Source organism: Flaviflexus massiliensis, assembly GCF_001375495.1.
Classification (GTDB): Bacteria; Actinomycetota; Actinomycetes; order Actinomycetales; family Actinomycetaceae; genus Flaviflexus; species Flaviflexus massiliensis.
Window position 1 is genome coordinate 269,196 of sequence record NZ_LN831056.1, and the last position, 25,274, is coordinate 294,469.

Sequence of the window (25,274 nt, forward strand, 5' to 3'; positions counted from 1 at the left end):
TGGTCATGTTGGTATTCACTTGCCTGGCACTCATTAGGTTGGTGCCTATTACGCTTGTGCATACCCGAAACCTGCGACCGGCAGTAAGTACTGAATCCAGGCCTGCCGGCTGGTGATCGATCAGCAATGTGCGCTCGAGCCGGCCCGTGTGATTGATCGAGTGAGACTCTGAGCGCTCGCGGATCCCTATTCGGGCAGGTCGTCCTCACGCGGGGTGGCGGGGGAAACGATGCGTTGCCCCGAGCTGGTGCTGTTGAGGATGGGGAAGTTGAGGGACACGGTTGTGCCGCCCCCGGGAGTTTCGGAGATGTTCGCTGAACCGTGGTGGGCGGATGCAATCGAGTGAACGATGGCAAGTCCCAGTCCCGAACCACCCGAAGCTCGCGACCGTGACGTGTCGACGCGGTAGAAGCGTTCAAAAACCTTCTCACGGTTCTCGGGCGGGATGCCGGGGCCGTGATCGCGCACCTCAATAACCGCCATCGTCACCATTCCCGTTACTGCCCGCACCTGTTCCGTACCGACTGCAACATCAACCGTTGTGCCGGGTGGGGTGTGCTGAAGGACGTTGGAGAGCAGGTTCGAGATCACCTGGGTGATCTTGTCCCGATCAACGAGGGCGATCACTTCGTCCGGTTCACCACCGAACAGGCCCGTGACCTGTGCGGGATAGTTGGAGGTTCGTGCCTGGAAGTCCAGGACTGCGCTGAGGGCGAGGTCGGTGAGGTTGGCCGGAGCAATATTGAGGGGGCGGGATTCGTCGAGGCGTGCGAGCTGCAGGAGGTCTTCGACCAGCCCTCCCATGCGGCGTGCCTCGGATTCGATCCGCTCCATGGCCTGATCGACCTTGTCGGGGCCGATCCCTCCCATGCGATATAGCTCCGCATAACCCCGTACCGAGGCAAGCGGGGTGCGTAGCTCGTGGGAGGCATCGGAAACGAACTGGCGGACCTTGCTTTCGGAACGAGCACGTGCGGTCATGGCGCTTTCGATTTGGCCGAGCATGATGTTGATCGACCCAGCAAGGTGCCCCACTTCGATCCCCATGTTTTCCGTTGGCACGCGGATAGTCAGGTCGCCCTGGGTGATCTGACGGGTCGTGTGCTCGATGATGCGAAGGGGTTTGAGGGAGTGTTGAACAATGACATAGGACAGGAGCGCGCCGACGGCGACGATGACGACGGCGATGATGAGCAGGATGAGCATCATCTGCGTCTTCGTGTCCTCCAAATCCGAGAGCGGATAGGCGATCGCGACCGCGGGGAACTGTTCGGACACGGTCGGCAGGTAGATCGCCCGCCAACTCGTATGCAGCTTTGTTCCGGGTATTGTCTGCGGCTTTGACGGTTCACTGTCGAAGACGACTGTGACGTCCTGCGGGGTGCCGTAGCGCTCCTTCATGGACGGCGACATGTAGTGCCAGTCAGCGCCCGCGGAGTTCTGGACGTAAATGTAGTAGGGGGAGGGAACAACCTGAACGTTTGTCCCCGCCAACGCGTTAAAGGTCTGTTGCGCGACCGTGGCACCGGAGGACTTGAGGTCCTCGTCCACCTGGTTGGTGAGGACCTGGTTCATGACCGTCATGGTGCTGACGAACACCCCACCGAGTGCGAAGGTGAGGACCAGGACGTAGAGAGCAACAAGCCTGCCGGTCAGGCTCTTTTCGTTACGCAAGATTACTTCTCGCGCAGCACGTATCCGATAGCGCGCTTCGTGTGAATGAGAGGCGTCACCTCAACCCCGAGGGCCGCGGAAGAGTCGATCTTGCGACGCAGATAGGAAATGTAGGACTCGACAATTGAGATCTCACCATCCCAGTTGTAGTCCCACACGTGATCGATGATCTGTTCCTTCGAGACCACACGCTCCGCGTTAATCATGAGGTAGCGCAAAAGCTTGAACTCGGTCGGGGACAGTTCAATGCTGACACCTGCGCGGTGCACCTCGTACGAGTCCTCGTTCAGGACGAGATCGGCATACACAATGTTGCCTTCCTCCCGTTCATCGCTCGTGCGGCGGAGAATGGCGCGAATGCGGGCCACGACCTCCTCGAGGGAGAACGGCTTCGTCACGTAGTCGTCACCGCCCACGGACAGTCCGCGCACCTTGTCCTGAATGTCATCCTTTGCCGTGAGGAACAGGACGGGAAGATTTGGTTCGTGCTCCCGGAGCTTCTTCAGCACTTCAAAGCCGTCCATGTCCGGCAACATGATGTCGAGGACAACAAGGTCGGGGTGAACGAACGACACCTGGGAAATAGCCTCGTGCCCATCCGCAGCGATGCGCACATCGAACCCAGCGAAGGTCAGGGATGCGCTTAGGAGCTCACGGATCGACGGCTCATCGTCAACAACAAGAATCTTTGCTTCTGCACTCATAATCGTCATCTTCTTAAAGTTTGCTGGATGCCCGCTGTGAAACCGGGTCAAGTTTCCTCAATGTTCCACCCATGACTCCCCACCCCGGTAGGGGCGCTCCGTGGCTTTGCAAAAATTTCCAGTTTTCTTCGGGACTCGGTCCAGAAAGTTAAGCGAAGATTAAGTCGTTCGAATCAGACGGACAAGAATTCAGATCAGAATTCAAGTGATGAAGTGATACAGATTGGGGACCCCGACCGGGGTCCCCAATTCATTCTGCCAGGGCAGAGATTAGTAGATGGTGGTGTCGCCAGCTTCGATGCTGGGGGTTTCCTTCTTGCCGGCCTTGAGAGCGGCAAGGCGTGCCTCTACCTCGGTTGCCTGCGAAGCATCCTCGAGTTCAGCGAACTGATCAAGCAGGGAGTTGCCCTGGAGCTCAGCACGACCAGCCACGGCTGCCTCTTCGCGGCGGATTTGCTCCTCGAAACGGGAGATCTCCGAGGTCGGGTCGAGAACGTTGATGGATGCCATGGACTGCTGGACCTGTGCCTGAGCCTGCGCGGACTTCTGGCGAGCAACGAGAGTGTTGCGCTTCGACTTGAGCTCTTCCAGCTTCTGGTGCATGGTCTGCAGACCATCCTTCAGCTGATCCACGACCTGGTTCTGGGAGGTGATCATCGGCTCCGCGGAACGGGCCTCGTTCTCGGCATTGATCTGCTTCGTGATCGCAACCTTCGCAAGATCATCGAATTTCTTCGCGTTCGCATCATCACCGGCGGAGCGGAACTGTTCGGCACGATCGGAGGCGGCAATGGCCTTGCGGCCCCAGTCCTCGGCTTCGGCAAGATCTTCGGCGTGGTCTGCCTCTGCCAGGCGGAGGTTACCGATCGTGACTGCGATAGCGTCCTCTGCTTCGGAGATGGAGTTGGTGTAGTCACGCACGAGCTGGTCGAGCATCTTCTGAGGGTCTTCTGCACGATCGAGAAGCGCGTTGATGTTGGCCTTTGCGAGCTGGTTAATGCGTCCGAGGATGGATTGCTTTTCTGCCATGATGAACCTTTCGTTGGAACGATGTTGTTGGGCAAACTAGGTGGATTGACTGGAACAGGTTTGTGATTGGAACTAGGTATCGGGCTGGTGTACTTGGTGGAAAGCGAACTAGAAGTCGATGCCGCCACCGAAGCCTCCGCCACCGCCTCCTCCGCCTCCGCCGAAGCCTCCGAAGCCGCCACCACCGAAGGAGCCGGAACTGAATCCGCCACCGCGGTTGCCGCCCCCGAAACCGCCGGAGAGTATCGAGCCAATAATGAGCCCCGGGATCATGCCATCAAAGCCACGCTCGTCATGGTGGTGGCGTCGATAACCACCGTGGTAGTCGGGGCCCGAATTGAAGTCGTTCCTGGCCTGGGTTTCGGCTTGACGGGCGGAGGTTTCCGCAGCCCGGTAGAGGGAGAGCTGCTGCTGGAAGTCTCTGCTCTTCTCCGCGCGTGAGATGTTGGACATCGCGGTGGAGAGGGAGGTGCGGGCGGCGGAGCCGACGAATTGGCGGTTGGCGTTGATGAAGGAGTCGGCGCTGCGGACCGCGAGCTCGGCAGAGGCGCGTGCGCGGTCAACGCCGCTGGCGAGACGACGCTGGTTCTCTTCTTCTTCGCGGACGCCGGCGAGCGCCGCATCGATCAGCGTCTCTGCTTCCTCGAGGTCGCGGAGGGCCTTGATCGGATCCGTTTGGCTGTTTGTTGCGTAGGCGAGGGCCTGCTCGGCGTTGACCTTGCGGGCGTGGATGATCGGGTCTTCCCCACCGAGGCGCTTGGCGTCTGCCACGTCGGAGGAGAGAGAGGCGATGGCGGCCTGGAGGTCCTGCTTCGCCCTATTGAGGGTCTGATCTGCCTCGTTCACTTCCGTCAACAGTTTCGAGGCCTGCTGGACGTGGTCTTCGGCGATGCGGGCGAAGACGGAGGCTTCACTGCGCTGATTCTGCTCAACCTGAGCCTTACCCTTCGTGACAGCTTCCCGTGCCGCACCGAGCAGGCTTGTGATCTGTCCCGGGTAACCCTTGATGGTTTGGAGGGCGGCAGGCGGGAACTTGTAGGCGAGGTTGTCGATCTGGGCCTGGGCGGAAGAAATCTGGGGGCCAATCTCTGAGATTCGGACCTCGAGTTCGGCGAGCACGTCGTGAACGCGGGCGTTCATATTCCGCAACCTTGCGAACTCCTCTTCCTGCTCCCCAATGTACTGGCGGGCCTTAGCCGTGTGCTCGAGGATCCCGGTGTAATAGCGGTGCTGTTCCTGCGGTGTGTCTGGAATGTTGTCGTCCAGGAGCTTGCGGAACTCGAAGGCCTGACTGACCTCTTCACGTGCCTTGGTGAGGGCCTCGTCGAACTTGACGGTGGCCTGGACACCGAATTCGGCGCGCGCGAACTCGAGCTCGGCAGCGGATTCACGCACCCCATCGTCAGCTTCGATGAGGGCAGTGGCTGCCCGCTTGCTGAGAGCCTCGAGAGACTCGGCCTCCCGCTGCTCCTTTGCCTTGCGGTTGCGGGACTTGCGGAACATTGAAAAGCCGATGAGGGCGAGAATAGCGACAACGACAATTCCTAAGACGACACCGATGCCGGTGCCGCCACTAGAGGACTCGGCTGACAGCTCATCGGTGATGGTGGTGATGGCAGCATTCCAGTCGCCCTCACGCAAATCTGGTCGGGCCGTGATGATCGCGGCTTCAACATCGTTCGCGACATCCGGATCCAGCGCCCAGTAGCCAACTTCCGTCGTGTCGGTCGCGATCGCAATGAGCGCATCGTCCTGATCGAGGACCGAATTGCTGGACTGTGAAGCCCACTCGCTCGGTCCGAGGTTACCGAAATCGGGAACGAAGATGACGTAAACCTCGTGTCCCGTCTCGTCAGCGAGCTGGTAGAGAGCGTCCTCGGCAGCGCCCTGATCAGCAACAACACCGTCGGAATCAGTTAGCAGGTCCGTGGGGCGGAACGGCTCAACAGCGGGGAAGTCTCGCATCATCAGGCGGCCTTACAGGTCGGGGACTCACGAACAGGGGTGGTCTCGGCCGAAACGGCTGGAGAGCACTGCTGTCAGTTTAGCGGTTTTGTGGTTCCCGGCACATTGTTGAGGATTTTAGGGTGAATGTTTCGCAACCGGCTAACTTGCGGGGCAAAAACGGCCGCTCAGGCGGCGGTCAAGTTCTTGCCCTAGACGGTAGACTGGAACAGTATCTCTATAACAAGAAGGAGCTGACGTGCCTACAGGCAAGGTAAAGTTCTTTAGCCAGGACAAGGGCTTTGGTTACATCACCGGCGATGATGGCCGTGATGTGTACTTCCCGGAATCCGTCCTCCCGGTCGGAGTCCGCCCCCGCAAGGGTGCCTCCGTGGAGTACTCGGTTGCCGAGGGCCGTCGCGGCCTGCACGCCCTGTCCGTAGAGGTCAAGGAAGCACCTGTCTCGGTGGCCAAGGCGAGCCGCCGCAAGCCCGAGGACATGGTTCCCATCATTGAGGACCTGATTAAGATTCTTGATTCCGCTTCGGGACAGTTGCGCCGCGGCCGCTACCCAGAGGGCGGTCACCGCATCGCCCAAGCCCTCCGTACCCTCGCGAGTGAGTTTGACGCATGAGCCGACTTGAACCCGTCCAGTCAGTGACGAAGGAAAAAACCCTCGCTGGCGCGGTCGACATTGCGCGCACCGCGCTCATCGAGATCACGCCCGAAGAATCCATCGGCGAGCACCGCGGCGTGGTCCTCGAAGGGGAGCGGGTCCTCACCCATGCCTTCGACTGCGTCCTGCCCGGCTACACCGGCTGGTACTGGGCGGTGACTGTTGCGAGAGCCTCCCGCTCCCGCAAGGTCACGATCAACGAAATGTCGCTCAAGCCCGGCCCGAACGCCCTGCTTGCACCCGACTGGGTGCCGTGGGCAGACCGCCTCGAACCGGAAGACGTGACGGGGACCGAACCGCTCCCGTACCGTGCTGATGACTACCGGCTCGTCGAAGGATTCCAGGACACGAGCGACGATGCTGACCAGCTCCAAGAGTTTGAGCTGGGACTCGGCAGGGAACGCGTGCTCTCGATCGAGGGCCGCAAGGAAGCATTCTCCCGTTGGTACGACTCAGACCGCGGCCCCAACAATCCCTCGACCCGAGCGGCGAAGGGTAATTGCTCGACATGCGGGTTTATGATGCTCATGGCGGGCTCCGCCCGCAGCCTCTTCGGTGTGTGCGCGAACGAGTGGTCGCCAGACGATGGCAAGGTCGTGTCACTCGATCACGGCTGCGGCGCCCATTCCGAAACGGATGCGCCCCGGCAAAAGAAGCTGTGGGTTCAGACCGAGCCGGTCATTAACGAATCCGATATCGAAATCGTAGAAAGCTCGAACTAATGGAGCGGCTACGGGGAGCAATTAAGGACTACGCCTGGGGCTCTGCCGTTGCGATCCCCAAGATGTTTGATCTGCCACCAAGCCGTGGCCCGGTCGCAGAGATCTGGCTCGGCACCCACCCGCTGGGGCCGGCCGAACTCGCGGACGGCATCGTCTACAACCCGGAGGGCAAACCGGCCGAGCAGAACCTTCTTGATTACATTGATCGGGACCCGGAAGGTTGTCTCGGAGCCACCCTGTCGCGCGTGGGCAGCTCCCTGCCCTACCTCCTGAAACTCATTGCCCCCGACCAACCGCTTTCCCTCCAGGTGCACCCCTCCCGCGCCCAGGCGCGCAGGCGCTTCGACGATGAAGAAGCGGCGGGCGTCGACATTGCCGATCCGGAACGCAATTACCTCGATCGCAATCACAAGCCGGAACTGCTTCTCGCGGTCACCAAGTTCGAGGCGATTGCCGGGTTTAGGGCGCCGAGGCGGGTCATGGAAGTGGTGGGCGGACTGCCCTGCACGATCGCCGACACCCTCCTAACGTTCCTCGCGGATGACATGTCGCCGGTCGGCATGAGGGCCTGCTTCGAATACCTGCTGAGCGATGAGACCAGGCCGAGCGTGGAAGAGATCGACGAGCTGGTGCAGGGATGCCGCGAGCGCCTCCGCACCGGCACCTCACCGTCGGCCCGCGCGGACCGGATCGTCAATCACCTGGCGGCCTACTATCCGGGCGACCCCGGAATTGTTGCCTCCCTCCTTCTTAACCCCGTGACCCTGCAACCGGGTGAAGCCCTGTTTGTGCCCGCGGGCACGGTCCATGCCTATCTTGCTGGGACCGGGGTGGAGATCATGGCGAACTCCGACAACGTGCTTCGGGCCGGACTTACTTCCAAGCGCATCGATGTTCCCGAGCTGCTGGCCACGGTCGACTACACGGCCGCCCCGCCGATCCGCATCGCCCCCGAGCACGTGAGTGAGGTGACGCGCACCTACTACGCTCCGGTCGATGATTTTGAGCTGTCGGTTACGGAACTCATGGACTGGACGACGAAGCGACCGCTGCCGGGTCGGGGCCCCCGAATCCTGCTCGCACTGTCGGGTGCGATCGAGGTTTCGACGAAGGAGCAGGGAATCACATTGAACCTCGGCGAGGCCGCCTTCGTGAGGGCCGATGAAGGAAACCTGCAGGTCCAGGGCGTGGGCACTCTGATTCAGGCCGACATTCCCTAACTACTGTCTCAAAGTTCGGACTCTTTTCTTCTCATTGGGTGAGATGGGAGTTTGTTGGGAACGTTTTTTCGTCAACTATCGGTGGAGTGAACGAACTACTGAACCGCACGTTTAAAATCACCGAACGTGGCTCCTCCGTGGGTCAGGAGCTCCGTGGTGGGCTCGTCACCTTCTTCGCGATGAGCTACATCCTTGTCCTCAACCCGATCATCCTCTCCACACCTGACTCGACCGGGCACTTCCTGGGCGGCGGCACCGACGGTGCCAACACCCCCGCCATCGCGGCCGGTACCGCTCTCGTGGCCGGTGTCATGTCGCTTCTGATGGGTACGGTCGCCAACTACCCGATGGCGATCGCAGCCGGACTTGGCCTGAACGCGATGCTGGCCTACACGGTCGTCTCGCTCCCGGGAATGACGTGGGCGGATGCCATGGGCATCGTCGTCCTCGAAGGTATCGTCATCCTGCTTCTCGTGCTCTCGGGCCTACGGGAAGCTATTTTTAAAGCAGTTCCCGGGTTCCTCAAGACCGCGATCTCGGTCGGCATCGGTCTCTTCATCGCCCTCGTTGGCCTGGTGAACGCCGGCATTATCCGTCCCGGTTCCGGAACCCCGCTCGATCTTGGCATCAACGGTTCGATCGCGTCCTGGCCGCTCATTGTCTTCATCATCGGCCTGCTGTCGATCATCGTCCTCATGGTGAAGAAGGTGCGCGGCGCGATCCTCATCGGCATTGTAATCGCGACGATCTCCGCCATTGTCGTTGAGGCGATCTTCAAGCTCGGTGCCCAGGGCCCCGATGGTTCGAACCCGACCGGTTGGGGGCTGACCGTTCCCTCCCTCCAGGGCTCGCCCGTCTCGGTTCCCGAATTCTCCACCATTGGTGTTTTCTCCATCGCCGGACCCTTCGAGAAGATCTCGGTCATTGCCGTCCTCGTTCTCGTCTTCTCCCTCATGCTCGCCGACTTCTTCGACACGATGGGCACGATGGTGGCCGTTGGTTCGGAAGGTAATCTCCTCGACAAGGATGGCAACCCGCCGCGCATGCGCCAGATCCTCGCCATTGACTCCCTTGGCGCTATCGCCGGCGGCGCTGGTGGCGTCTCCTCGAACACTGCCTACATCGAGTCTGCCACCGGCGTGGCAGACGGTGCTCGCACCGGTCTCGCCTCCGTCACCACGGGCATCCTGTTCTTGGCATGCACGTTCTTGGCGCCGCTTGCCGGCATGGTTCCCTACGAGGCTGCCACCCCGGCACTCGTTGTTGTTGGCTTCCTTATGATGCAGCAGGTCGGGCAGATCGACTGGCAGGATCTCGTCGTCGGCATTCCCGCCTTCCTGACGATCGTCTTCATGCCTTTCGCCTACTCCATCACCGTCGGTATCGGCATGGGCTTCATCTCCTACGTCATCCTCGCAGCGGTTGCTCGCCGCAAGGTGCACCCGCTCCTGTGGGTCGTCAGCATCCTGTTCGTGTTCTACTTCGTGCGCGGACCCATCGAGACCGCCCTCGGCCTCGCCTAGGAGAAGTGGGAGGGCGGCAGTCACCCTTATTGATCTCTGCCAGATCTCTCCATGCTCTCCATGAATTGAATACAGCGCCAGTGCGCCACCCATCCGGGTGGCGCACTGTGCATTGCACGCCGAAACCCACGTGACTGTGATCGAGTAGATGCCATCCTGCTATGGTTTCCGTGGCTAATAGTTTGCTAAACTAAGTAATCGTGCTTGATCGTGATGACGTTGGAGAATCCTTAAGGGTAGCGGTCCTTCACATGTCCCGATCGGTTCGGGGAATGGCGAAGGTTGGCGAGTCACGCTATTGCGTTCTTCGGGCTTTAAACCAGGGTCCTATGAGCATGAGTGAATTGGCGCGACACGAACGCGTTTCCATGCCCTCCATGTCCAAACTCATTGCCTCCATGACCGACCAGGGGTTGGTCGAGAGGGTGCGGGACGAGGCTGATGGCAGACGGGTTGTTGTCAGCATGACCGAGGAGGGCCGCGACACGCTTATCGAGGCAGCATCGTCAGGCACGGCAGGTATACGAAACTTTCTTCAGGAATTAAAGGAGGATGACATCCTCGTCTTGGCCCGCGCAGCGGAGCTCATGAGGGGGTTGCCTACCACGTGAGTCGCACGTTTCTTTCGCTCAAAATCTATAACTACAGGGTATGGTTCTTCACGGCCATTGTCGCCAACACGGGTACGTGGATGCAGAGGGTGGCACAGGACTGGCTCGTTCTCACCGAACTGACGGACAATGATGCCTTTGCTGTCGGTGTGACAACTGCGCTCCAGTTTCTTCCACTCCTTCTTGTTACTCCGTATGCGGGGGTGCTTGCTGACAGGTATGACAAGCGGAAGATCATGTACGTCACCCAGTCCCTCATGGGCCTTCTTGCCCTCGGGCTGGGCGTGCTTGTCCTAACCGACCATGCCACCGTTGAACTTGTCTACGTTTTCGCGTTCGTGCTCGGCACCGTGTCCGCTTTTGACACCCCGCCCCGCCAAGTCTTCGTTTCCGAACTTGTTCCCCCGTCCCATCTGGCCAACGCAATCGGTCTCAACTCGGCAAGCTTCAACTCCGCGCGCCTGCTCGGCCCCGCGGTCGCCGGCCTCCTTATCGCCGCTGTCGGAACCGGCTGGGTCTTCGTGATCAATGGCTTCTCGTTTGGTGCGACCCTCATCGGCCTCATGATTATGAGGTCGAAAGACTTCCACAGCAGCGTGCCCCAGCCCCGCGCAAAAGGGCAGATCCGGCAGGCAGTATCCTACGTTCGGCACCGCTCCGACATTATCGTCATCATGGTCGTGGCCGGTGTTGTCTCCTGCCTGGGCCTGAACTTTCAGCTGACGAGCGCGAGCATGGCATCCGAAGTGTTCGGTAAGGACGCGGGCGAGTACGGCCTACTCGGCTCGATCATGGCGATTGGATCCCTGACCGGTGCGCTCATGGCGGCGCGCAGGAAAGAATCGCGGGTGCGACTGGTGGTCATGTCGGCCTTTGGCTTCGGCATTGCTGCCGGGATCAATGCGATGATGCCGACCTACTGGACCTACGCCATCTCCTGCATCCTCGTCGGCTACTTCACGCTCACGATGCTCACCTCTGCGAACATGGCAATCCAGAGCTCCGTTGATCCCGCGATCCGCGGGCGGATCATGGCGCTATATCAGGTGGTGCTCATGGGCTCCACCCCGATCGGCGCCCCGATCGTCGGTGCCATCTCAGATGGCGTTCACCCCCGCTGGGGCATCGGTATTGGCGCCATCTCCGCACTCGTCGTGTCCGTGGGTGCGCTGATCTGGGCGCGCAAGAACTGGCGCGTGACCTTCGAGTACCGCAGGGACGAAACACCCCACCTCCTCATCATCGGCCCGGCCGAGCACGCTGAGAACAGGGCCCGTCGGGCCGCCGAGAAGGCGAAGCGCCGCACGAGCGAACGAACGCTCGATGCGACGACATCGGAGATGGCGGCGATCAGTTCGTCGACAGTTGCTGTCCCACCCAGGTCAGCGACTCCAGAAGAGCCCTAACCTCACCCGGATCCGTTGCCGGGAAGGTAGCGATCCGCAACTGGTTACGCCCCAGCCCACGGTAGCTATCAATATCGACAATTCCCGATTCGCGGCAGATCCGTGAGATCTCACCGGCCGGCAGATCCACATCGACCGTGACAACCACCTGGGATCGAACGGACTCGTCCACGAACGGGTGAGCCCACTCGGTGCGCTCAGCCCAGTCGTAGATGAGGCTCGAGGATTCCTTCGTCCGAGCATCCATTGCTGACAGCCCACCCTGCTGCATCATCCACTCGAGCTGAGCATGGAGCAGGTGCAGGGTGGCGAGTGCCGGAGTGTTGAGAGTCTGGTTCTGCCGGGAATTCGTCAGTGCCAGGTTGAGGTTGAGAATGTCGGGAACCCACCGCTCGGCGGTGAGGTGCTCGATGCGGGAAACTGCCGCGGGGGAGAGGACCGCAAGCCACAGCCCACCGTCTGCCGCAAATGCCTTCTGGGGAGAGAAGTAGTAGACATCGGCCTCGGCAGGGTCGTAAGCAACAGCACCGGCCGACGAGGTCCCATCAACGACGGTCAGCGCCTCATCCCCGCCCACCCGCTTGACCGGCAACATCGCACCCGTCGACGTCTCGTTGTGGGGATAAAGGTAGGTGTCCACACCCTCCTCGCTCGTAGGCAACGCGGCAGCGCCCGGCTCCAGCTTCGTCACGATCGGTGAACTCACGAACGGGTTCTTGTCGATCGCAGAAGCGGCCTTGCTAGAGAACTGGCCAAACGTCGAGGCCTTCGCCTGATCCTCCACCAAACAGAACGGGATCGCATCCCACAGCAGCGAAGCACCACCATTACCCAGTGCCACCTCGTAGCCATCGGGAAGATTAAAAAGGTGAGCGATACCTTCTCTAATTGAGCCCAGGATGTTCTTCACTGGAGCCTTCCTGTGGGATGTTCCCATCCAGGAAGGGTCTAAGCTCAGATGAGAAGACGGAATGCGGGAAGGTCCCGATCCGAATCGGCCGTCACTGGGAAGAAGCTCGCGTGGAATCGTCATGTCATGATCTTCGCAAACTTCAACGAATTTTTACCGGGTGTCCAGATAATATGGACGGAGTCTTGCGTAGGAGGCATTGTGGCAGATTTGATTGATACCGGGGAAATGTACCTCAAAACTGTGTACGAGCTTGAGGAAGAAGGGATCCCACCCCTGCGGGCCCGCATCGCCGAAAGACTCGACCACTCCGGACCCACGGTATCTGAAACCGTCAATCGACTCTCCCGCGACGGCCTCCTCAACATCAACTCCAGCCGTCAACTCGAACTCACCACCGAGGGACGCAGGAAAGCTACCGAGGTTATGCGCAAGCACCGACTCGCCGAACGCCTCCTCACCGACGTCATTGGTCTCGACTGGCAGTACGTCCACGAGGAAGCCTGCCGCTGGGAGCACGTCATGTCCGACCGGGTCACGAGCCAGGTGGAAAGCATGCTGGGCGATGTCAGCATGGACCCGTATGGCAACCCCATCCCCGCCATGACCGAAGGCCCCGGCAACCTCGTCGCCCACGAAAGCGGACTCGTGTCGCTCGCTGAACACGACTTCACCGACACGGTCACCGCGACACTCCGACGCATCGCCGAACCTCTCCAGGTTGATGTTGATCTTCTCGGCTTGTTCCAGAAGGCAGGGATCCTGCCCGGCCAAGAGATTACCGTCGTGAAATCAGGGGAAGGTCTCACCATCACCGGCTCGCAATCGACCCTCAACAGCCTCCCCGGCAGCATCGGCAAGCACCTCTTCATTGACGCCTGAGTCACAATTTGTAATTCTTCGTGACACTTTTGTTATCTTCCGTTATTCTCTTGTGTGGTAGAACAGACCACGTTCAGGAGAATCATGACCAAGCGTTCCACCGGCCGCCACGCGGCTACCAAGGTGCATACATCATCCGCGGTTGCCGTCGCAGCAGTATCGGCAGCGCTGGGAATGACGGCAACAGCCGCCGTCGCAGCCCCCTCATCGGAGAGCGACGCTAGCCCGGCCAAGCCCCTCGCCCTCGACACCGTTGAGGCGCCGGAAGCATCCGTCATCGACGTTGACCTTCCCGCCGAGGCTGCCGTTGAGTTGACCGACATCACCGTTTCCTCGACCGAGGCCCCGGAGCCCGTCGTTGAGGAGGTCGAAGAAGTCGTTGTCGAAGACACGGTCGTTGAAGAAACCGTTACCAACGAGGCACCCACACAGGTCGCCCCCCAGGAAACTGTCGTTGACGAGGCTCCTGCCACCCAGGCAGCACCTGCACAGACCCAGGAAGCTGCGGCAGCGCCGGCCGAGGTAGCACCCGCTCCCGCTCCCGCACCTGCAGCATCTAACTCCTCAGTCGTTGCTATTGCACGCCAGTACGTTGGTGCCCCTTACGTTTACGGTGGCAGCACCCCCTCCGGTTGGGACTGCTCCGGCTTCACCTCCTACGTTTTCGCACAGGCTGGTATCTCGTTGCCTCGCTCGTCCTCGGCACAGGCCGGCTCCGGCACGATCGTCTCCGCCTCCCAGGCGCAGCCCGGCGACCTCGTCTACTGGCCCGGTCACATCGGCATCTACACCGGTAATGGCATGCACATCGCTGCACGCAACCCTTCCTCGGGAACCTACGAGGGCCCGGTCTACGGAAGCCCCACCTACATCCGCGTAGGCTAAGCTGCCAGCCACCACGGCTCGCACCAAACTTCACCATTCAGGGAGGGGCATCGCCCCTCCCTGAATCACATCCCCAGCTCCGAGCTTGCCCGGTCGCGTCCCTACCTGCAGAGGGAGCGACTCCCGCTCACACAGTACTCGGATGGTTGCTCCAGGTAATGGTATGGCAGAGTAGCAAGCGTTCGTTCCACGCAGGTGCAGCAAAGATTGTCCAAGAGTCGTGAGGGACGATCAGTTTCAGGTCCATTCTTCTCGCAGGTTCAGCAACGATGCTGGTCTAACTTCCGGGATTGCGTGCTAACCGGAAACTTGCCACTGGCTCGTGATGCAATCTGGGACCAAAGGGTAGCGAAATCAAACTGTTATTTTCGCAAGTTCAGGTCCTGGGCAAATGTAGAAAATAACGAAAAACTGGAGAAAGTAGCGGGAAAAATGCTGTAACAAGCATGGTGTGAGACACATTTATAACGTTTTGTGACTGCGGTCGCGGGACCTTTCGTTGAAAACAAGCGGTTCTGGAAAACGAGGTCACGGTCACCGCAATAAATTGTTATCGAAGCGTGACATCACCGTTTCAATATTGTTATAGTTTTGGAAGTTCGAACAACGGACCGATGTCAGCTCGGCATCAGCAAGACCTTAAGACGAATGAAACACGCGGGCTCGCCCGCATGGAGAAAACAATGACCAAGTCCCAGCGCACCGGCCGTCACGCGGCAGCTGCTCCGATCAAGCCCATGGCCGCGGGAGCCGTTACTGCAGGCGCCGCAACTGCGGGCCTTCTGTTCAGTATCACCGTCCCTTCGGCAGTTGGCTCTGAAGAGCAGATCGACGCCTCTGAGCGTATTGAGCTCGCTGAGAAGCCCGTCGAAGAAACTGCGGCGGAATTTACAGTCCAGACCGATGGTGCGAAAGACTTCGCCCTCGATGAGGTCTCTGTAACCGCGGAAGCTCCCGTTATTGAGGAGCCCGTCGTAGAAGAAGTTGTAGAAGAAGAGGTCGTAGAAGCTCCGGCTGAGACGACCGTGGTTGAAGAAGCCACTCCCGCCGTCACGGAAGAGCCCGCCGCTCCCGCTGCAGTAGCCCCCGCTGAGACCGCTCAGACCCAGGTGGCAACCACCCAGCAGCAGGTAGCCGCACCGGCTCCCGCCGCACCGGCTCCCGCCGCACCGGCTCCCGCCGCATCGTCCGGCACCGGCTCGACCGTCGTCGCAGTTGCTCGCTCCTCCGCCCCCCGCCGCATCGTCCGGCCCCGGCTCGACCGTCGCCGCAGTTGCTCGCTCCTACGCGGGCGCCCCCTACGTGTGGGGTGGAACCAGCCCCGCCGGTTGGGACTGCGTTGGCTTCGTCAACTACGTTTACGCCCAGTCGGGCGTTGGCGTGCGCCTGTCCAGCTCCGCCTACCCCGGTGTTGGCACCCAGATCCCTGCTTCGCAGGCACAGCCCGGTGACCTCATGTGGTGGCCCGGCCACCTCGGCATCTACACCGGCAACGGCATGCACATCGCGGCCTGGAACCCCTCCATGGGAACCCAGGAATCCGCAGTGTGGGGCTCGCCCACCTACTTCCGCGTCTTCTAAGACATTAGTTACATAGGGGAGCAGCCCATCGGGCTGTTCCCCTATTGTCGTCCCCACCGCCTCTCGTAAAGTAGTGGGCATTTTTGTAGGTTGCGGATTGGTGGAGATCGTCGCGGGAGCCTCCCCGGCCTGTAAAGTGGTGGCAAGCACGTAGAGGAGGCCACCATGGCACATGAGAATGTGGTAGCTGTTGGAATCGATGGCTCGGAACGATCTGAAACTGCCCTGACCTGGGCTATTGAACAGGCGCAGCGGAGGAACGCGAAACTTCACGTCGTGACCTCGTACGAACTCCCCACCTACACCGCGCACACCTTCGAGGGTGCCGCCACCTCCATGGACTCACGCCTCTTCGAAGCCGCCAATGACTATCTCGACAGGGCGATGATGAGGGCGCAGAAGGCGGGAGTGGAAACCACCTCCTCGCTCGAGACCGGTGACCCCGCAGCGGTTCTTGTTGAACTGTCCAAGAAAGTTGCCACCGTCGTCATCGGCAGCCGCGGCAAGGGCTCCTTCGCAGACCGGCTACTCGGCACAGTATCTAGTGCCGTTCCCGCACATGGCTACTGCCCGACCGTGGTGGTTCCCGAACAGTCGCAGGGCTCCTGCCTCCCCATCCGCCACATCGTCGTAGGCGTTGATGGTTCTGAGGCCGCCAACATCGCCCTTGAACGTGCCGTATGGGAGGCGGAACGGTGGAAGGCGAAGCTCACTGCCGTTGCGACCGTCAACACCTCCTCGATTGCGTGGATGCCGGGGGCAGGATACTCCGTCGATGTCCTTGATGATGTGCGGAGCGGACTCGAAGTCGTTGTCGAGAAGGCAACCGAAGGCTACGACATTGACGTGCGTACCCACGCACTCGAAGGCAATCCCGCCGCCCTCATGGCGGAATTCTCCACAGCGGTTGATCTCCTCGTCATCGGCACTCGAGGTAGGGGAGGGTTTGCCGGCTTGCTGCTCGGCTCCACCAGCCAGGCGGTCCTGCACCACTCGACCTGCCCGGTCATGGTGGTTCCCAAGCGCATCCGCCCCGGTGACGACGTACCCCCGACGGTTACGGATGTCCCGTGGAAGCGACCCGAATAGTCCAAGTCGGCTTGGAACAAGTAAGCTGCGTTGCCCCGGCAGGCTAAGGAAATATTGGCGATGTTGAGGCAAAGCAGTCTCTCAGGACACCCTCAAGCAACCGTGATGCGTGGTGCCTGGCCCGCACCGTGCAGTGTCGTGTGATGCTCATCCCCCCGAATAGGACCGATGCACACGATTCGCTAAACTGGGGGAGTTCGCCCTTGTAGCTCAGCGGAAGAGCAATCGCCTCCTAAGCGATAGGTCGTTGGTTCGAATCCAATCGAGGGCACAGATCGGCCAGGGATTTGCAAAGCTTTTCTCTGATTCTTACCTTTTGACCTTCACCGTAGCGTCGCTTAGATGCTACGCCTTCGTGAGGAATTCCAGAGATTTTGTGGCTAAACCTATTGCGGCATCCAGTGTTGCGATCATTTTGACGGTTGGATCTGGTGCGAATATCGTCTCGCTATAAGGGTGATTCACGCATCGGCACCTAAGTTAAGGTAGCGGCAATTCTCAAGGCAGTCCGCCTCATCATCGCCATTCAGAATGTTGATCTCATCCTTGATGCCGTGAGCGAAGTCGGCGAACTCATCATCGGAAATATGGCAAGTCTAAACCAAGAAGTCCGTGGCTAAGAACTTTCCGATGACGTACGTCAAACTGTGCAAGACATTGGAAATATCGACAAGGCTCGAATGATGATTGTCCTGTTCTTCCCATTCATACTCTCGAGAGTTGCGGGGTCGCCGTGAAGATCATGATCTTCATTCGTTTCGCCGAACTGTAAATTCTCTCTGCGGCGGCCGCCTTGTCACTGGCCTTCCTGGGAAATCAGGAAACGAAGTCAATCACGATTGGCTACCTTCGACGGTACGGAGGAGCAGTCCTTCACGGGGTCATGATCATGGTGATCATCTCGATCTGCAGCTTCTTCCAGCTCAAAAACCTCAACCTGTCAGCAGCAACGAGCGACAACCTCTTATCAACTGTAATGAGCCCGTTCGCCTCCCTCCTGGTCGGCCGGTCTTTTTCCTTTACCTCATCTGCGGCTTTCCAGGCTTACTCGATCGATGCTCGGAGATGGATAGCATGGAATAGATTATCGGTCAAGTCCCTTTGAGTGGTGTGGCGGGTTTTCCTTCGTTTTGTTGGTTTGGGGGTTAGGCGCTGAGTTCCAGAGGTTCGTCGTTCACCTCGATCCCGTTGTCGTCTACGGTTTGGAAGCGGCTTCGGGTGAGGACATCGAGGCTGAGGTAGCGGCGGCCTTCAGCCCATTCATCAGTCTGCTCGGCAAGGACCGCACCGACCAGGCGGATGATCGCGTCCCGGTTGGGGAAGATCCCCACCGAATCGGTACGGCGACGGATTTCACGGTTGAGGCGTTCATTGGGGTTGTTGGACCAGATCTGGGCCCACACCGGGCTCGGAAAGGCAGTGAAGGCAAGGATGTCCGCCCGAGCAGCGTCTAGGTGATCGTGCACGGCAGGGAGTCTCTCGCCCACGTCATCTAAGAGCCGGTCGAACTGGGCGTGCACGCTGGCCGCGTCGGGCTGGTCATAGACCGAGTGCAGCATCGCTTTGACTGCTGGCCAGTAGCTCTTGGGTGTCACGCTCATCAGATTCGCGGCGTCATGGGTCCGGCACCGCTGCCACGAGGCGCCCGGCAGGTTTGCTGCGATCGCCTGTACCAGGCCCGGGTGAGCATCAGAAGTCACCAGTCGGACCCCGGTCAGGCCACGGGCAACCAGGTCAGCAAAGAAGCTGTTCCAGGCAGTGCCGGTCTCTGACGTTGCTACACGTAATCCCATGACTTCACGCCTACCATCAGCGTTGACACCGGTAGCGATGAGGACGACCGCGTTAATCACACGCCCGCCCTCGCGCACTTTCATCGTGAGCGCATCAGCAGCGACGAACGTGAACGGACCGGCCTGATCCAAAGGTCGGTGGCGGAACTGGTCCACGTGTTCATCCAGGTCTGCGGCCATGCGTGAGACCTGCGATTTCGATAGGGAATGGATGCCGAGGGTTTTCACGAGCTTGTCCATCCGCCGAGTGCTTACGCCGGCGAGGTAGCAGTCAGCAACAACGGTGATCAGTGCTGTTTCGGCTCGTTTTCTGCGTTCGAGGAGCCAGTCAGGGAAATAGGTGCCAGCCCGCAGCTTAGGGACGGCGACGTCGATGGTGCCCACCCTGGTGTCTAAGGGGCGGTGGCGGTAGCCATTGCGCTGGGTGATCCGGTCGGGGCTGGGTTTACCGTATTCGGCTCCGACCACGGCATCCGCGTCGGCTGAGAGCAGGGCGTTGATCATGGTTTGAAGCAGGTCGCGCATGAGATCTGGAGATGCTTCGGCCAGGGCTTCACTTGGCAGGCCTGCAGGGTCGATAATATGAGGAGCGGTCATCGTGGTGATGTCCTTTCGAGTGAGAAGTAGAAGGCTTTCTCGAAGGACTCCGACGGTGACCGCGTCCATGTCAGCAACGACGCACACGATCACCGTGCGGTTACACCACTCTAAGGGGCACTACTATGCGGGGCGTCCGCTTCGCTCTGGAGTCACCGTGAGCTTGCCAGGTGGCAGGATTTCATCTGCAGGTTTCACCGCGACCGCAGCTGACGGTAGTCGCTGGCTCATCACGACTTTTCATGAAAATGGTGGCAAGAATGCGAGTATTGTCGGCCAAACCGTTAAGCATGGCGAGCAATATATAGGGAAAGTTCGAGAGTCACACAAAATTGAACCAACTGGTGTTGATTGGACACGCGTTCGAATTAGCAACCCGTACTGGCTCGGAGGCTCGAAGGGATGGCTTTCAGGGCCAACCCGAACTTTTGCTGGTATTGCCCGTGATGGGGGCCCGGAGATGGTCTTGCTCAACAATAGTCCCGTTGGCGTCTATTATTACACTGCCGGTAGCGTGGGGGTAGCAAGAGGAGATGTAGTATGCCTCCATGCTCGTCGAACTCGTTCGGGTGACATGTGCGGGACAGTGGGAGGCTATCCAGGAGGAGTCCTCGGACCCCGGGTGAGGGTAGATAATTATGATGCGTGCCGCGGTGACTCCGGAGGTGGATGGGTCTATAAGAATCCCCAAGGGTATCGCGTCGCAGTTGGGATACATAAGGGTGGTAAGGAGCTTTGTCCGTTAGTTACTGGCGGTTCAGCAAATAGTGGATCTGGTCACTCTATTTTTACTAAGATCAGCGCAATCCATCTCTATATGGATGCTACCGCAGGTCAAAATTTCAGGATCGATACGAGACAGGTGCCATGATGAAGTTGCAACAGGTTGTGCTAGCCGGGATGATCGGTATTGCTCTGGTCGCTTGTTCTTCATCTCCCGAAGTTCTCAACTATAAAACGGGACCTAAGAAGCTCTCTCAGGCTAAGGTTGGGGATGAATTCGCTCTTGAGCATATTGCGCTCAGCTACGAGGATGATGCGGATGCTATGGAGCTCTGCTACTCGGTTGACGAGTCCGGTTTTGGAACTGAAGATGAGATCATGCCCGAGGACTTTCTGACTGAATGTAGTTGGCCGGATTTGCTGATTCCGGTCCCGGAGAATTACGACTTCGAGGGCAATGGATTTACTCGCAAGGACGTTGGCAATGATAGTCTTCCGTCCGGTTGGGATAGGGGGGCGGATGTCACCGTGAAGATCACGGATACGTCGGGTACCATCCCCGAGGCCGAGATCACCAGCCTGACCGATCCCACGCGGGACTGGTGACCTGTGGGTCCCGGTAACTGTCTACGGCCTATTCACTGTACTTCCCGCCAGATTGTCATCGCTTAACAGTCGTGGGCCTCCAGCTGGATGCGAGCATAACGCTCATATATCTTGCTGGAGGCCCACATTTCCAACTCAAGATGACTCTGGTCACCAAGGAAGAATGTGCTCGTGGTCTGCGCCGCATATAAAGGCTATAGGTCAAAATTGGTGTCTTGCTGAATTTGTAGTTGACTTGACCCTCCATGGGCTCATGCTAGCTACCGTTTGTATCTGGCTGTTCTAAAGCGGATAAACGTCGATGTATTGTTGTTTTGGAGACACCGAATTTTTTGGCGAGCATTAATAATGATGCTCCTTCTTCTTGGAGTCTGCGGGCTAAATCAATCTCAATGAGGCTCATGACTTCTGGTCGGCCGAGCTTCTTGCCTCTCTGTTTTGCTGCTTCAAGCCCTGCCATGGTTCGTTCTCGGTTGAGTGACCGTTCCATTTGAGCCATGGCTGCGAAGACATGAAAGATAAACTCCCCACCGGGAGTCGTTGTATCGAGCGGCTCGGTGAGAGACCTGAAGGAGATTCTGCGATCTCCGAGCCCCGCCATAATTGTCGCCAGGTGGGAGAGTGATCGGCCAACGCGATCGATCTTCCACGCGACGAGAGTGTCTCCAGGGCGGAGGTATTCTAAGCATTTATCAAGCCCGGGCCGGGACGCCTTACCGCCTGACACGGTGTCGGTGAAAATCTTGTCGCATCCATCCTGTTCGAGTGCATCAATTTGCAAATCGAGAGACTGTGAGGCTGTCGAAACGCGAGCATATCCAATGTATGAACTCAAAATCTGCGCAGTCCTAGGAAGAGAAAGAAAAGCATAAAAGCACCTGTGAAGAGAAAAAGCTTAGCAAGCGCTTTCACGAGTCCGAGAGGGGCCTGTCCGTAGTTCCCGCGATACTTCCAAGCCACCCACGTTGTACGAAGCCATAAGACGAGAAGGATGTTGGCGAGTTTTGTATTGACGACTGCCAGGGCGAGAACAACAGAGGGAAGTAGACAGAGAATGCTTCCCGCGATGATAAAGCCCTTGAGGTTGAGGACTCGTTGCTGATCAGGGGAGAGTTCATGCCATTCAAGGCGTGGTGGTGGTTCATAAACGGGTCCGACCTGGTAACGCTCATCCATTGCTGTACCTCCTTTATGGAACGGGTTTATGGAACTCAGTACAGGTGTATGGGTGACAGATTCTCTTGATTTTCTGAATATTGGTGGGACGTTTCGTAAAGGGTCGTTTGTGGAACGAGTGCGTGGGGTTGCGTCCCTTAGTGTGGTGTAACGCTTTCTGATGGTGGGCCTTGGGAAATATTGGGGCGGCCACCGTCAGTAACCTTTCGACTCAACTACCACATCTCACCGAAAGGCACGTAACGATGACCGCTGCTCCGCATTCTATCGACCCTGCAACCTATCTGGACGATCTGCTGGCACAGGCTTCCCCGGATCTGATGCGTCAGATGCTGCAAGGGTTTATCAACCAGATCCTCTCCGCCCAGGCTGATACCGTCTGCGGGGCTGAATACGGCGTCGCTTCTGCTGAGCGGGTCAACCACCGTAACGGGTACCGTCACCGAGACCTCGACACCCGGGTCGGCACGATCGATGTGGCGGTACCGAAGCTGCGCCACGGCGCGTTCTTCCCGGACTGGCTGTTAGAGCGACGTTCACGGGCCGAACGAGCCTTATCGACTGTGATCGCGACCTGCTACCTCAAAGGGGTTTCCACCCGTAGGATGAATGACCTGGTGGCAACACTTGGGATTTCCAACATGTCGAAATCCCAAGTATCGCGCATGTCGGAAGAACTCGACGAGATGGTCGCAGACTTCAAAAACCGCCCACTCGATCCCGGCGGGTACGCCTACCTGTCCTGCGACGCATTGACGATCAAAGTGCGCGAAGGCGGCCGGGTGGTCAAATGCTCCGTACTTTTGGCCACCGGTGTTAACGCTGACGGGTACCGCGAAATGCTCGGCATACATGTCGCCACTGCGGAATCCAACGCATCGTGGAAAGGCTTCTTCCAGGACTTAAAAGCCCGCGGGCTTTGTGGTGTCTTCCTTATAACCAGTGACGCCCACGAAGGCATCCAGCACGCCATTTCTGAAGTGCTGCCTGATGCGTCGTGGCAGCGGTGCCGCACCCACTTCGCGAAAAACCTCTACGAAAAGGTCCCGAAGACACAGTGGCCGATGGTCTCTGCGATGTTCCAGACCATCTTCCAGCAACCCGATGCCTCATCTACTTGGGGACAAGCCCGGGAGGTCGTCGACTTGTTGGAGCCGAAATTCCCGCAGGTTGCGGCCTATCTGGAGGAGTCGCTTGATGAGGTGTTGGCGTTTACCGCAGCGCCGAAACCAGTCTGGACGAAGGTGTGGTCGAACAACCCCACCGAGCGGTTAAACAGGGAGATCCGCCGGCGCACCGATGTCGTGGGCATCTTCCCGAACCGCGAATCCATCATCCGGCTTGTCGGTGCGGTTCTTGCCGAGCAACACGACGATTGGATCCAACAAAAGCGCTACATGTCACTGTCCGCACTCGAACACACCAAACACCTCATGCACCACCCAGGAGGTGATCATGGCGACCAACACCAGCTAACCGCCTAACCCAAAACCCCGAACTTCATACCGAGCCGAAAGCTAGACCGCTACACCACTACACGGGACTTGACCGTGCGTGGGCCGTGTGCACGGTGCGCAATGGCATGCACATAGCAGGCATCCGCCAATATTTTGAGAAAGGACAAGAAGATGACTGATGCCGAAGCGATCCTGGCAGCCCACCAAGACATAGTCGAGACACTCCTGGAACGGATCGAGGTGCTTGAGCGGCGTGTGGCCGACCTAGAACAGGAACGGCGTGAAAACTGATGGGTGCCTCGCGCGATGAATATCTTGCCCGGCAACGTCAACAGTTAGAAGATCTCCATTCGATAATCGCTGATGAGATCAACCGAGTATCAACCGGGGCTGAATGGCAGGACATGGTCCGGACGGCCGCGAAATTCCATCAGTATAGTTTCCGCAATGCGCTTCTGATCTTGGTGCAAAGTCATGGGAAGGCAACGTTGCCGGCATCCTATACAACGTGGAAGAAGCTCAATCGATATGTGCGTAAGGGTGAGAAGGGACTGCGGATTCTCGCCCCAGTTATTCGACGAAGCCCTTTTGATCGGGAAACACAACAACGATTGACGAAGGATGAAGCGAAAAAACGGCCGCCGGGATCTGTGATCTGGCGATCTGATGTGGTGAGCGTGAAACCTGTTTCGGTGTTTGATGTCTCCCAAACAGAAGGAAAGCCGTTACCGCAACCTCCAGAGCCGGTGTTCCTGGAGGGCGGAGTCCCTGACGGGCTCCAGGACAAACTCCCGTCGATCGTATTACTTAGTCTTGAGTGTTGACCAGAATGACTTAGTCATCGCATTTACGAAGCACACGGTGTAACGGCCAACGGACTGGGCAATGCCCAAGTCCCAGCAGACATCCCCGAGTTGCTCACTAATGGCCTTGTGTTCCATGATTGGCGTGGAACACAAGGCCATCAGCAACGTCACCGCGGAGCGTGTGCGCTATCCGCAGGGCCCTTCGGCCGGGGAAGCATCTTGAACGCTATCGAAAGCCCATCCCAACATGCGGCGGGAATACCCATCTCGGATGACACTCAAGCACACTCGGTCCTCGCCGTTGAGCAGGTAGGTAATATCCGACAGTCAAACCTTGTCAAGCTCACCGGCATCAAACATGTGCTCGACCAGGTCAGGGAGCGTGGATTTACGCTCGGATGGAATCGTTGTCACCGGGACAAAGGCGCGTGGCGAGATCCCTTCAAACCCCATCAGACCCATCCGTTTGGCCACGGCCTTCCGGTTAAGACCAATGCCGTAGCGTCCGGCTGGTTCTGCGGCGATCCGCATGGACCCATAAGTCTCACCGGCATTCGATCAGATCTTGTGGATCTTGCGATCACCGTCGTCGTAGCATGCTTCCCGGTCATCTTTGCCTGATAGTCGGTGCTGCTGCTTACGGGCCCGCGTGTAGCATCTGGGCCGAGACAGCTTCAACAGATGTGCCATACGTTTGATGCTGTAGTTCGCCTTCTCCTGCTGTATTAGTTCGAACTTTTCTGTTCGCGTTGCTTCGCAGAAGGGTGTCGCTTTGACAAAAAACTCGTTGTCCAATCTGGCCTGTGCCAACTCGCGGCGCAAACGAGCATTCTCAGCACGAAGATCAGCCGCGCTCATCCCGCCACAGGCACCTCGACGCTACCTCTCATTTTGGCCCACTTGCCCAAAAGTCCAGGAACGACACCAATTCCCCTTGCCACATGAGCAATCGGACGCTCGGAGTCAATAAACTAGATTCACGGCTTCACTCCGATACTCCGGTGTGAACTTCTTGCGTTGCTGACTCACAATGAACATCCTTTCCTACAGACACGACATCTGTACAAGTAGGGTGTCCACCAAACGAGGATAACCTCATGAGATGGGGTCGCAAGTATATTGTGGTCCCAACTTCTATGGGGCACCATCTCAACCAGGCTATTCGCGTCGATGCGATTAGGTCGAGGTTGTCATTCCCCTTCACTAGGATTTGCCTGTGGGAGCCAGCATTCCTGCGCTTGTTCGACATCGCGTACACAG

General features: G+C 58.7%; 23 protein-coding genes, 1 tRNA gene and 1 pseudogene. 15 read left to right on the forward strand and 10 right to left on the reverse strand.

Annotated features, from left to right (window positions below):
- Positions 1–186 precede the first annotated feature (186 nt).
- The 4 genes from BN1241_RS01315 to BN1241_RS12490 form a co-directional block, all read right to left on the reverse strand.
- Positions 187–1,674, reverse strand: a complete 1,488-nt coding sequence (locus BN1241_RS01315; RefSeq protein ID WP_054951936.1) for a sensor histidine kinase — start codon at positions 1,672–1,674, stop codon at positions 187–189.
- 2 nt (positions 1,675–1,676) lie between these two features.
- Positions 1,677–2,387: a response regulator transcription factor gene (locus BN1241_RS01320; protein WP_054951937.1), complete on the reverse strand. Its 711-nt coding sequence runs from the start codon at positions 2,385–2,387 to the stop codon at positions 1,677–1,679.
- A 261-nt stretch (positions 2,388–2,648) separates the two neighbouring features.
- On the reverse strand, positions 2,649–3,407 hold the full coding sequence (locus tag BN1241_RS01325; protein WP_054951938.1) for a PspA/IM30 family protein: 759 nt from the start codon (positions 3,405–3,407) through the stop codon (positions 2,649–2,651).
- A gap of 108 nt (positions 3,408–3,515) precedes the next feature.
- The gene (locus BN1241_RS12490) at positions 3,516–5,375 is read right to left on the reverse strand and encodes a TPM domain-containing protein (protein ID WP_054951939.1); all 1,860 of its coding nucleotides are present in this window, start codon (positions 5,373–5,375) and stop codon (positions 3,516–3,518) included.
- A gap of 235 nt (positions 5,376–5,610) precedes the next feature.
- Here BN1241_RS12490 and BN1241_RS01335 point away from each other — a divergent pair, with 235 nt between their 5' ends.
- The 6 genes from BN1241_RS01335 (at position 5,611) to BN1241_RS01360 (ending at position 11,509) form a co-directional block, all read left to right on the forward strand.
- Positions 5,611–5,985: a cold-shock protein gene (locus tag BN1241_RS01335; RefSeq protein ID WP_054951940.1), complete on the forward strand. Its 375-nt coding sequence runs from the start codon at positions 5,611–5,613 to the stop codon at positions 5,983–5,985.
- The gene (locus BN1241_RS01340; RefSeq protein ID WP_054951941.1) at positions 5,982–6,749 is read left to right on the forward strand and encodes a DUF3027 domain-containing protein; all 768 of its coding nucleotides are present in this window, start codon (positions 5,982–5,984) and stop codon (positions 6,747–6,749) included. The genes BN1241_RS01335 and BN1241_RS01340 overlap by 4 nt, the downstream gene beginning before the upstream one ends.
- The gene (manA, locus tag BN1241_RS01345) at positions 6,749–7,969 is read left to right on the forward strand and encodes a mannose-6-phosphate isomerase, class I (protein ID WP_054951942.1); all 1,221 of its coding nucleotides are present in this window, start codon (positions 6,749–6,751) and stop codon (positions 7,967–7,969) included. The genes BN1241_RS01340 and manA overlap by 1 nt, the downstream gene beginning before the upstream one ends.
- Positions 7,970–8,055: 86 nt before the next feature.
- Positions 8,056–9,492 (forward strand): NCS2 family permease, encoded by a 1,437-nt coding sequence (locus BN1241_RS01350; protein ID WP_230198223.1) that lies wholly within the window; start codon positions 8,056–8,058, stop codon positions 9,490–9,492.
- Positions 9,493–9,764: 272 nt separating this feature from the next.
- Positions 9,765–10,103 (forward strand): MarR family winged helix-turn-helix transcriptional regulator, encoded by a 339-nt coding sequence (locus BN1241_RS01355; RefSeq protein ID WP_054951943.1) that lies wholly within the window; start codon positions 9,765–9,767, stop codon positions 10,101–10,103.
- The gene (locus BN1241_RS01360) at positions 10,100–11,509 is read left to right on the forward strand and encodes an MFS transporter (protein WP_077138217.1); all 1,410 of its coding nucleotides are present in this window, start codon (positions 10,100–10,102) and stop codon (positions 11,507–11,509) included. The genes BN1241_RS01355 and BN1241_RS01360 overlap by 4 nt, the downstream gene beginning before the upstream one ends.
- Here the strand turns inward: BN1241_RS01360 and serC are convergent.
- Positions 11,454–12,542, reverse strand: coding sequence for a phosphoserine transaminase (gene serC / locus BN1241_RS01365; RefSeq protein WP_054951944.1), 1,089 nt, complete (start codon positions 12,540–12,542; stop codon positions 11,454–11,456). The genes BN1241_RS01360 and serC overlap by 56 nt on opposite strands.
- Positions 12,543–12,620: 78 nt before the next feature.
- Between serC and BN1241_RS01370 the strand changes: the two genes are divergently transcribed.
- The 6 genes and pseudogenes from BN1241_RS01370 (at position 12,621) to BN1241_RS01390 (ending at position 17,127) form a co-directional block, all read left to right on the forward strand.
- Positions 12,621–13,301 (forward strand): metal-dependent transcriptional regulator, encoded by a 681-nt coding sequence (locus tag BN1241_RS01370; protein WP_054951945.1) that lies wholly within the window; start codon positions 12,621–12,623, stop codon positions 13,299–13,301.
- An 84-nt stretch (positions 13,302–13,385) separates the two neighbouring features.
- Positions 13,386–14,186 carry a C40 family peptidase gene (locus BN1241_RS01375; protein WP_054951946.1) on the forward strand — a complete coding sequence of 267 codons (801 nt, stop codon included), beginning with the start codon at positions 13,386–13,388 and terminating at the stop codon, positions 14,184–14,186.
- A gap of 1,302 nt (positions 14,187–15,488) precedes the next feature.
- Positions 15,489–15,641 (forward strand): annotated as a pseudogene (locus BN1241_RS13540) (NlpC/P60 family protein); the annotation flags it as partial.
- Complete coding sequence (locus BN1241_RS13390; RefSeq protein ID WP_261795451.1) at positions 15,642–15,767, forward strand: hypothetical protein; 126 nt, start codon at positions 15,642–15,644, stop codon at positions 15,765–15,767.
- A 165-nt stretch (positions 15,768–15,932) separates the two neighbouring features.
- On the forward strand, positions 15,933–16,856 hold the full coding sequence (locus tag BN1241_RS01385; protein WP_054951948.1) for a universal stress protein: 924 nt from the start codon (positions 15,933–15,935) through the stop codon (positions 16,854–16,856).
- A 199-nt stretch (positions 16,857–17,055) separates the two neighbouring features.
- Positions 17,056–17,127 (forward strand) — tRNA-Arg (locus BN1241_RS01390).
- An 874-nt stretch (positions 17,128–18,001) separates the two neighbouring features.
- On the opposite strand, the gene BN1241_RS01400 is transcribed toward BN1241_RS01390, so the two are convergent.
- Positions 18,002–19,246, reverse strand: a complete 1,245-nt coding sequence (locus tag BN1241_RS01400; RefSeq protein WP_054951995.1) for an IS256 family transposase — start codon at positions 19,244–19,246, stop codon at positions 18,002–18,004.
- A gap of 867 nt (positions 19,247–20,113) precedes the next feature.
- On the opposite strand from BN1241_RS01400, the gene BN1241_RS01405 reads away from it, so the two are divergent.
- On the forward strand, positions 20,114–20,575 hold the full coding sequence (locus BN1241_RS01405; RefSeq protein WP_054951950.1) for a hypothetical protein: 462 nt from the start codon (positions 20,114–20,116) through the stop codon (positions 20,573–20,575).
- A 256-nt stretch (positions 20,576–20,831) separates the two neighbouring features.
- Here BN1241_RS01405 and BN1241_RS01410 read toward each other — a convergent pair whose 3' ends face one another.
- Complete coding sequence (locus BN1241_RS01410; RefSeq protein ID WP_082418149.1) at positions 20,832–21,410, reverse strand: recombinase family protein; 579 nt, start codon at positions 21,408–21,410, stop codon at positions 20,832–20,834.
- Complete coding sequence (locus BN1241_RS01415) at positions 21,407–21,751, reverse strand: hypothetical protein (protein WP_054951951.1); 345 nt, start codon at positions 21,749–21,751, stop codon at positions 21,407–21,409. Before BN1241_RS01415 ends, BN1241_RS01410 begins: the two co-directional genes overlap by 4 nt.
- Before the next feature lie 245 nt (positions 21,752–21,996).
- Between BN1241_RS01415 and BN1241_RS01420 the strand changes: the two genes are divergently transcribed.
- Both BN1241_RS01420 and BN1241_RS01425 read left to right on the forward strand, forming a co-directional pair.
- A complete protein-coding gene (locus tag BN1241_RS01420) occupies positions 21,997–23,235 on the forward strand; it encodes an IS256 family transposase (protein ID WP_054951813.1) in 1,239 nt (412 codons plus the stop codon).
- Positions 23,236–23,498: 263 nt separating this feature from the next.
- On the forward strand, positions 23,499–24,032 hold the full coding sequence (locus BN1241_RS01425; RefSeq protein ID WP_054951952.1) for an ArdC family protein: 534 nt from the start codon (positions 23,499–23,501) through the stop codon (positions 24,030–24,032).
- Between the two features lie 309 nt (positions 24,033–24,341).
- Here the strand turns inward: BN1241_RS01425 and BN1241_RS12495 are convergent, their stop codons facing one another.
- Both BN1241_RS12495 and BN1241_RS12920 read right to left on the reverse strand, forming a co-directional pair.
- On the reverse strand, positions 24,342–24,545 hold the full coding sequence (locus BN1241_RS12495; RefSeq protein ID WP_082418150.1) for a restriction endonuclease subunit S domain-containing protein: 204 nt from the start codon (positions 24,543–24,545) through the stop codon (positions 24,342–24,344).
- A 27-nt stretch (positions 24,546–24,572) separates the two neighbouring features.
- The gene (locus tag BN1241_RS12920; protein WP_187117582.1) at positions 24,573–24,872 is read right to left on the reverse strand and encodes a hypothetical protein; all 300 of its coding nucleotides are present in this window, start codon (positions 24,870–24,872) and stop codon (positions 24,573–24,575) included.
- Positions 24,873–25,274: the final 402 nt, after the last annotated feature.

Excerpts from the sequence above, each read along its gene's own strand:
- BN1241_RS01320 (WP_054951937.1), bottom strand. The coding sequence starts at position 2,387 with ATGACGATTATGAGTGCAGAAGCAAAGATTCTTGTTGTTGACGATGAG.
- BN1241_RS01325 (WP_054951938.1), bottom strand. The coding sequence starts at position 3,407 with ATGGCAGAAAAGCAATCCATCCTCGGACGCATTAACCAGCTCGCAAAG.
- BN1241_RS12490 (WP_054951939.1), bottom strand. The coding sequence starts at position 5,375 with ATGATGCGAGACTTCCCCGCTGTTGAGCCGTTCCGCCCCACGGACCTG.
- BN1241_RS01340 (WP_054951941.1), top strand. The coding sequence starts at position 5,982 with ATGAGCCGACTTGAACCCGTCCAGTCAGTGACGAAGGAAAAAACCCTC.
- manA (WP_054951942.1), top strand. The coding sequence starts at position 6,749 with ATGGAGCGGCTACGGGGAGCAATTAAGGACTACGCCTGGGGCTCTGCC.
- BN1241_RS01355 (WP_054951943.1), top strand. The coding sequence starts at position 9,765 with ATGGCGAAGGTTGGCGAGTCACGCTATTGCGTTCTTCGGGCTTTAAAC.
- serC (WP_054951944.1), bottom strand. The coding sequence starts at position 12,542 with ATGACGATTCCACGCGAGCTTCTTCCCAGTGACGGCCGATTCGGATCG.
- BN1241_RS01375 (WP_054951946.1), top strand. The coding sequence starts at position 13,386 with ATGACCAAGCGTTCCACCGGCCGCCACGCGGCTACCAAGGTGCATACA.
- BN1241_RS13390 (WP_261795451.1), top strand. The coding sequence starts at position 15,642 with ATGTGGTGGCCCGGCCACCTCGGCATCTACACCGGCAACGGCATGCAC.
- BN1241_RS01385 (WP_054951948.1), top strand. The coding sequence starts at position 15,933 with ATGGCACATGAGAATGTGGTAGCTGTTGGAATCGATGGCTCGGAACGA.
- BN1241_RS01400 (WP_054951995.1), bottom strand. The coding sequence starts at position 19,246 with ATGACCGCTCCTCATATTATCGACCCTGCAGGCCTGCCAAGTGAAGCC.
- BN1241_RS01405 (WP_054951950.1), top strand. The coding sequence starts at position 20,114 with ATGATGAAGTTGCAACAGGTTGTGCTAGCCGGGATGATCGGTATTGCT.
- BN1241_RS01415 (WP_054951951.1), bottom strand. The coding sequence starts at position 21,751 with ATGGATGAGCGTTACCAGGTCGGACCCGTTTATGAACCACCACCACGC.
- BN1241_RS01420 (WP_054951813.1), top strand. The coding sequence starts at position 21,997 with ATGACCGCTGCTCCGCATTCTATCGACCCTGCAACCTATCTGGACGAT.
- BN1241_RS01425 (WP_054951952.1), top strand. The coding sequence starts at position 23,499 with ATGGGTGCCTCGCGCGATGAATATCTTGCCCGGCAACGTCAACAGTTA.
- BN1241_RS12495 (WP_082418150.1), bottom strand. The coding sequence starts at position 24,545 with ATGCGGATCGCCGCAGAACCAGCCGGACGCTACGGCATTGGTCTTAAC.
- BN1241_RS12920 (WP_187117582.1), bottom strand. The coding sequence starts at position 24,872 with ATGAGCGCGGCTGATCTTCGTGCTGAGAATGCTCGTTTGCGCCGCGAG.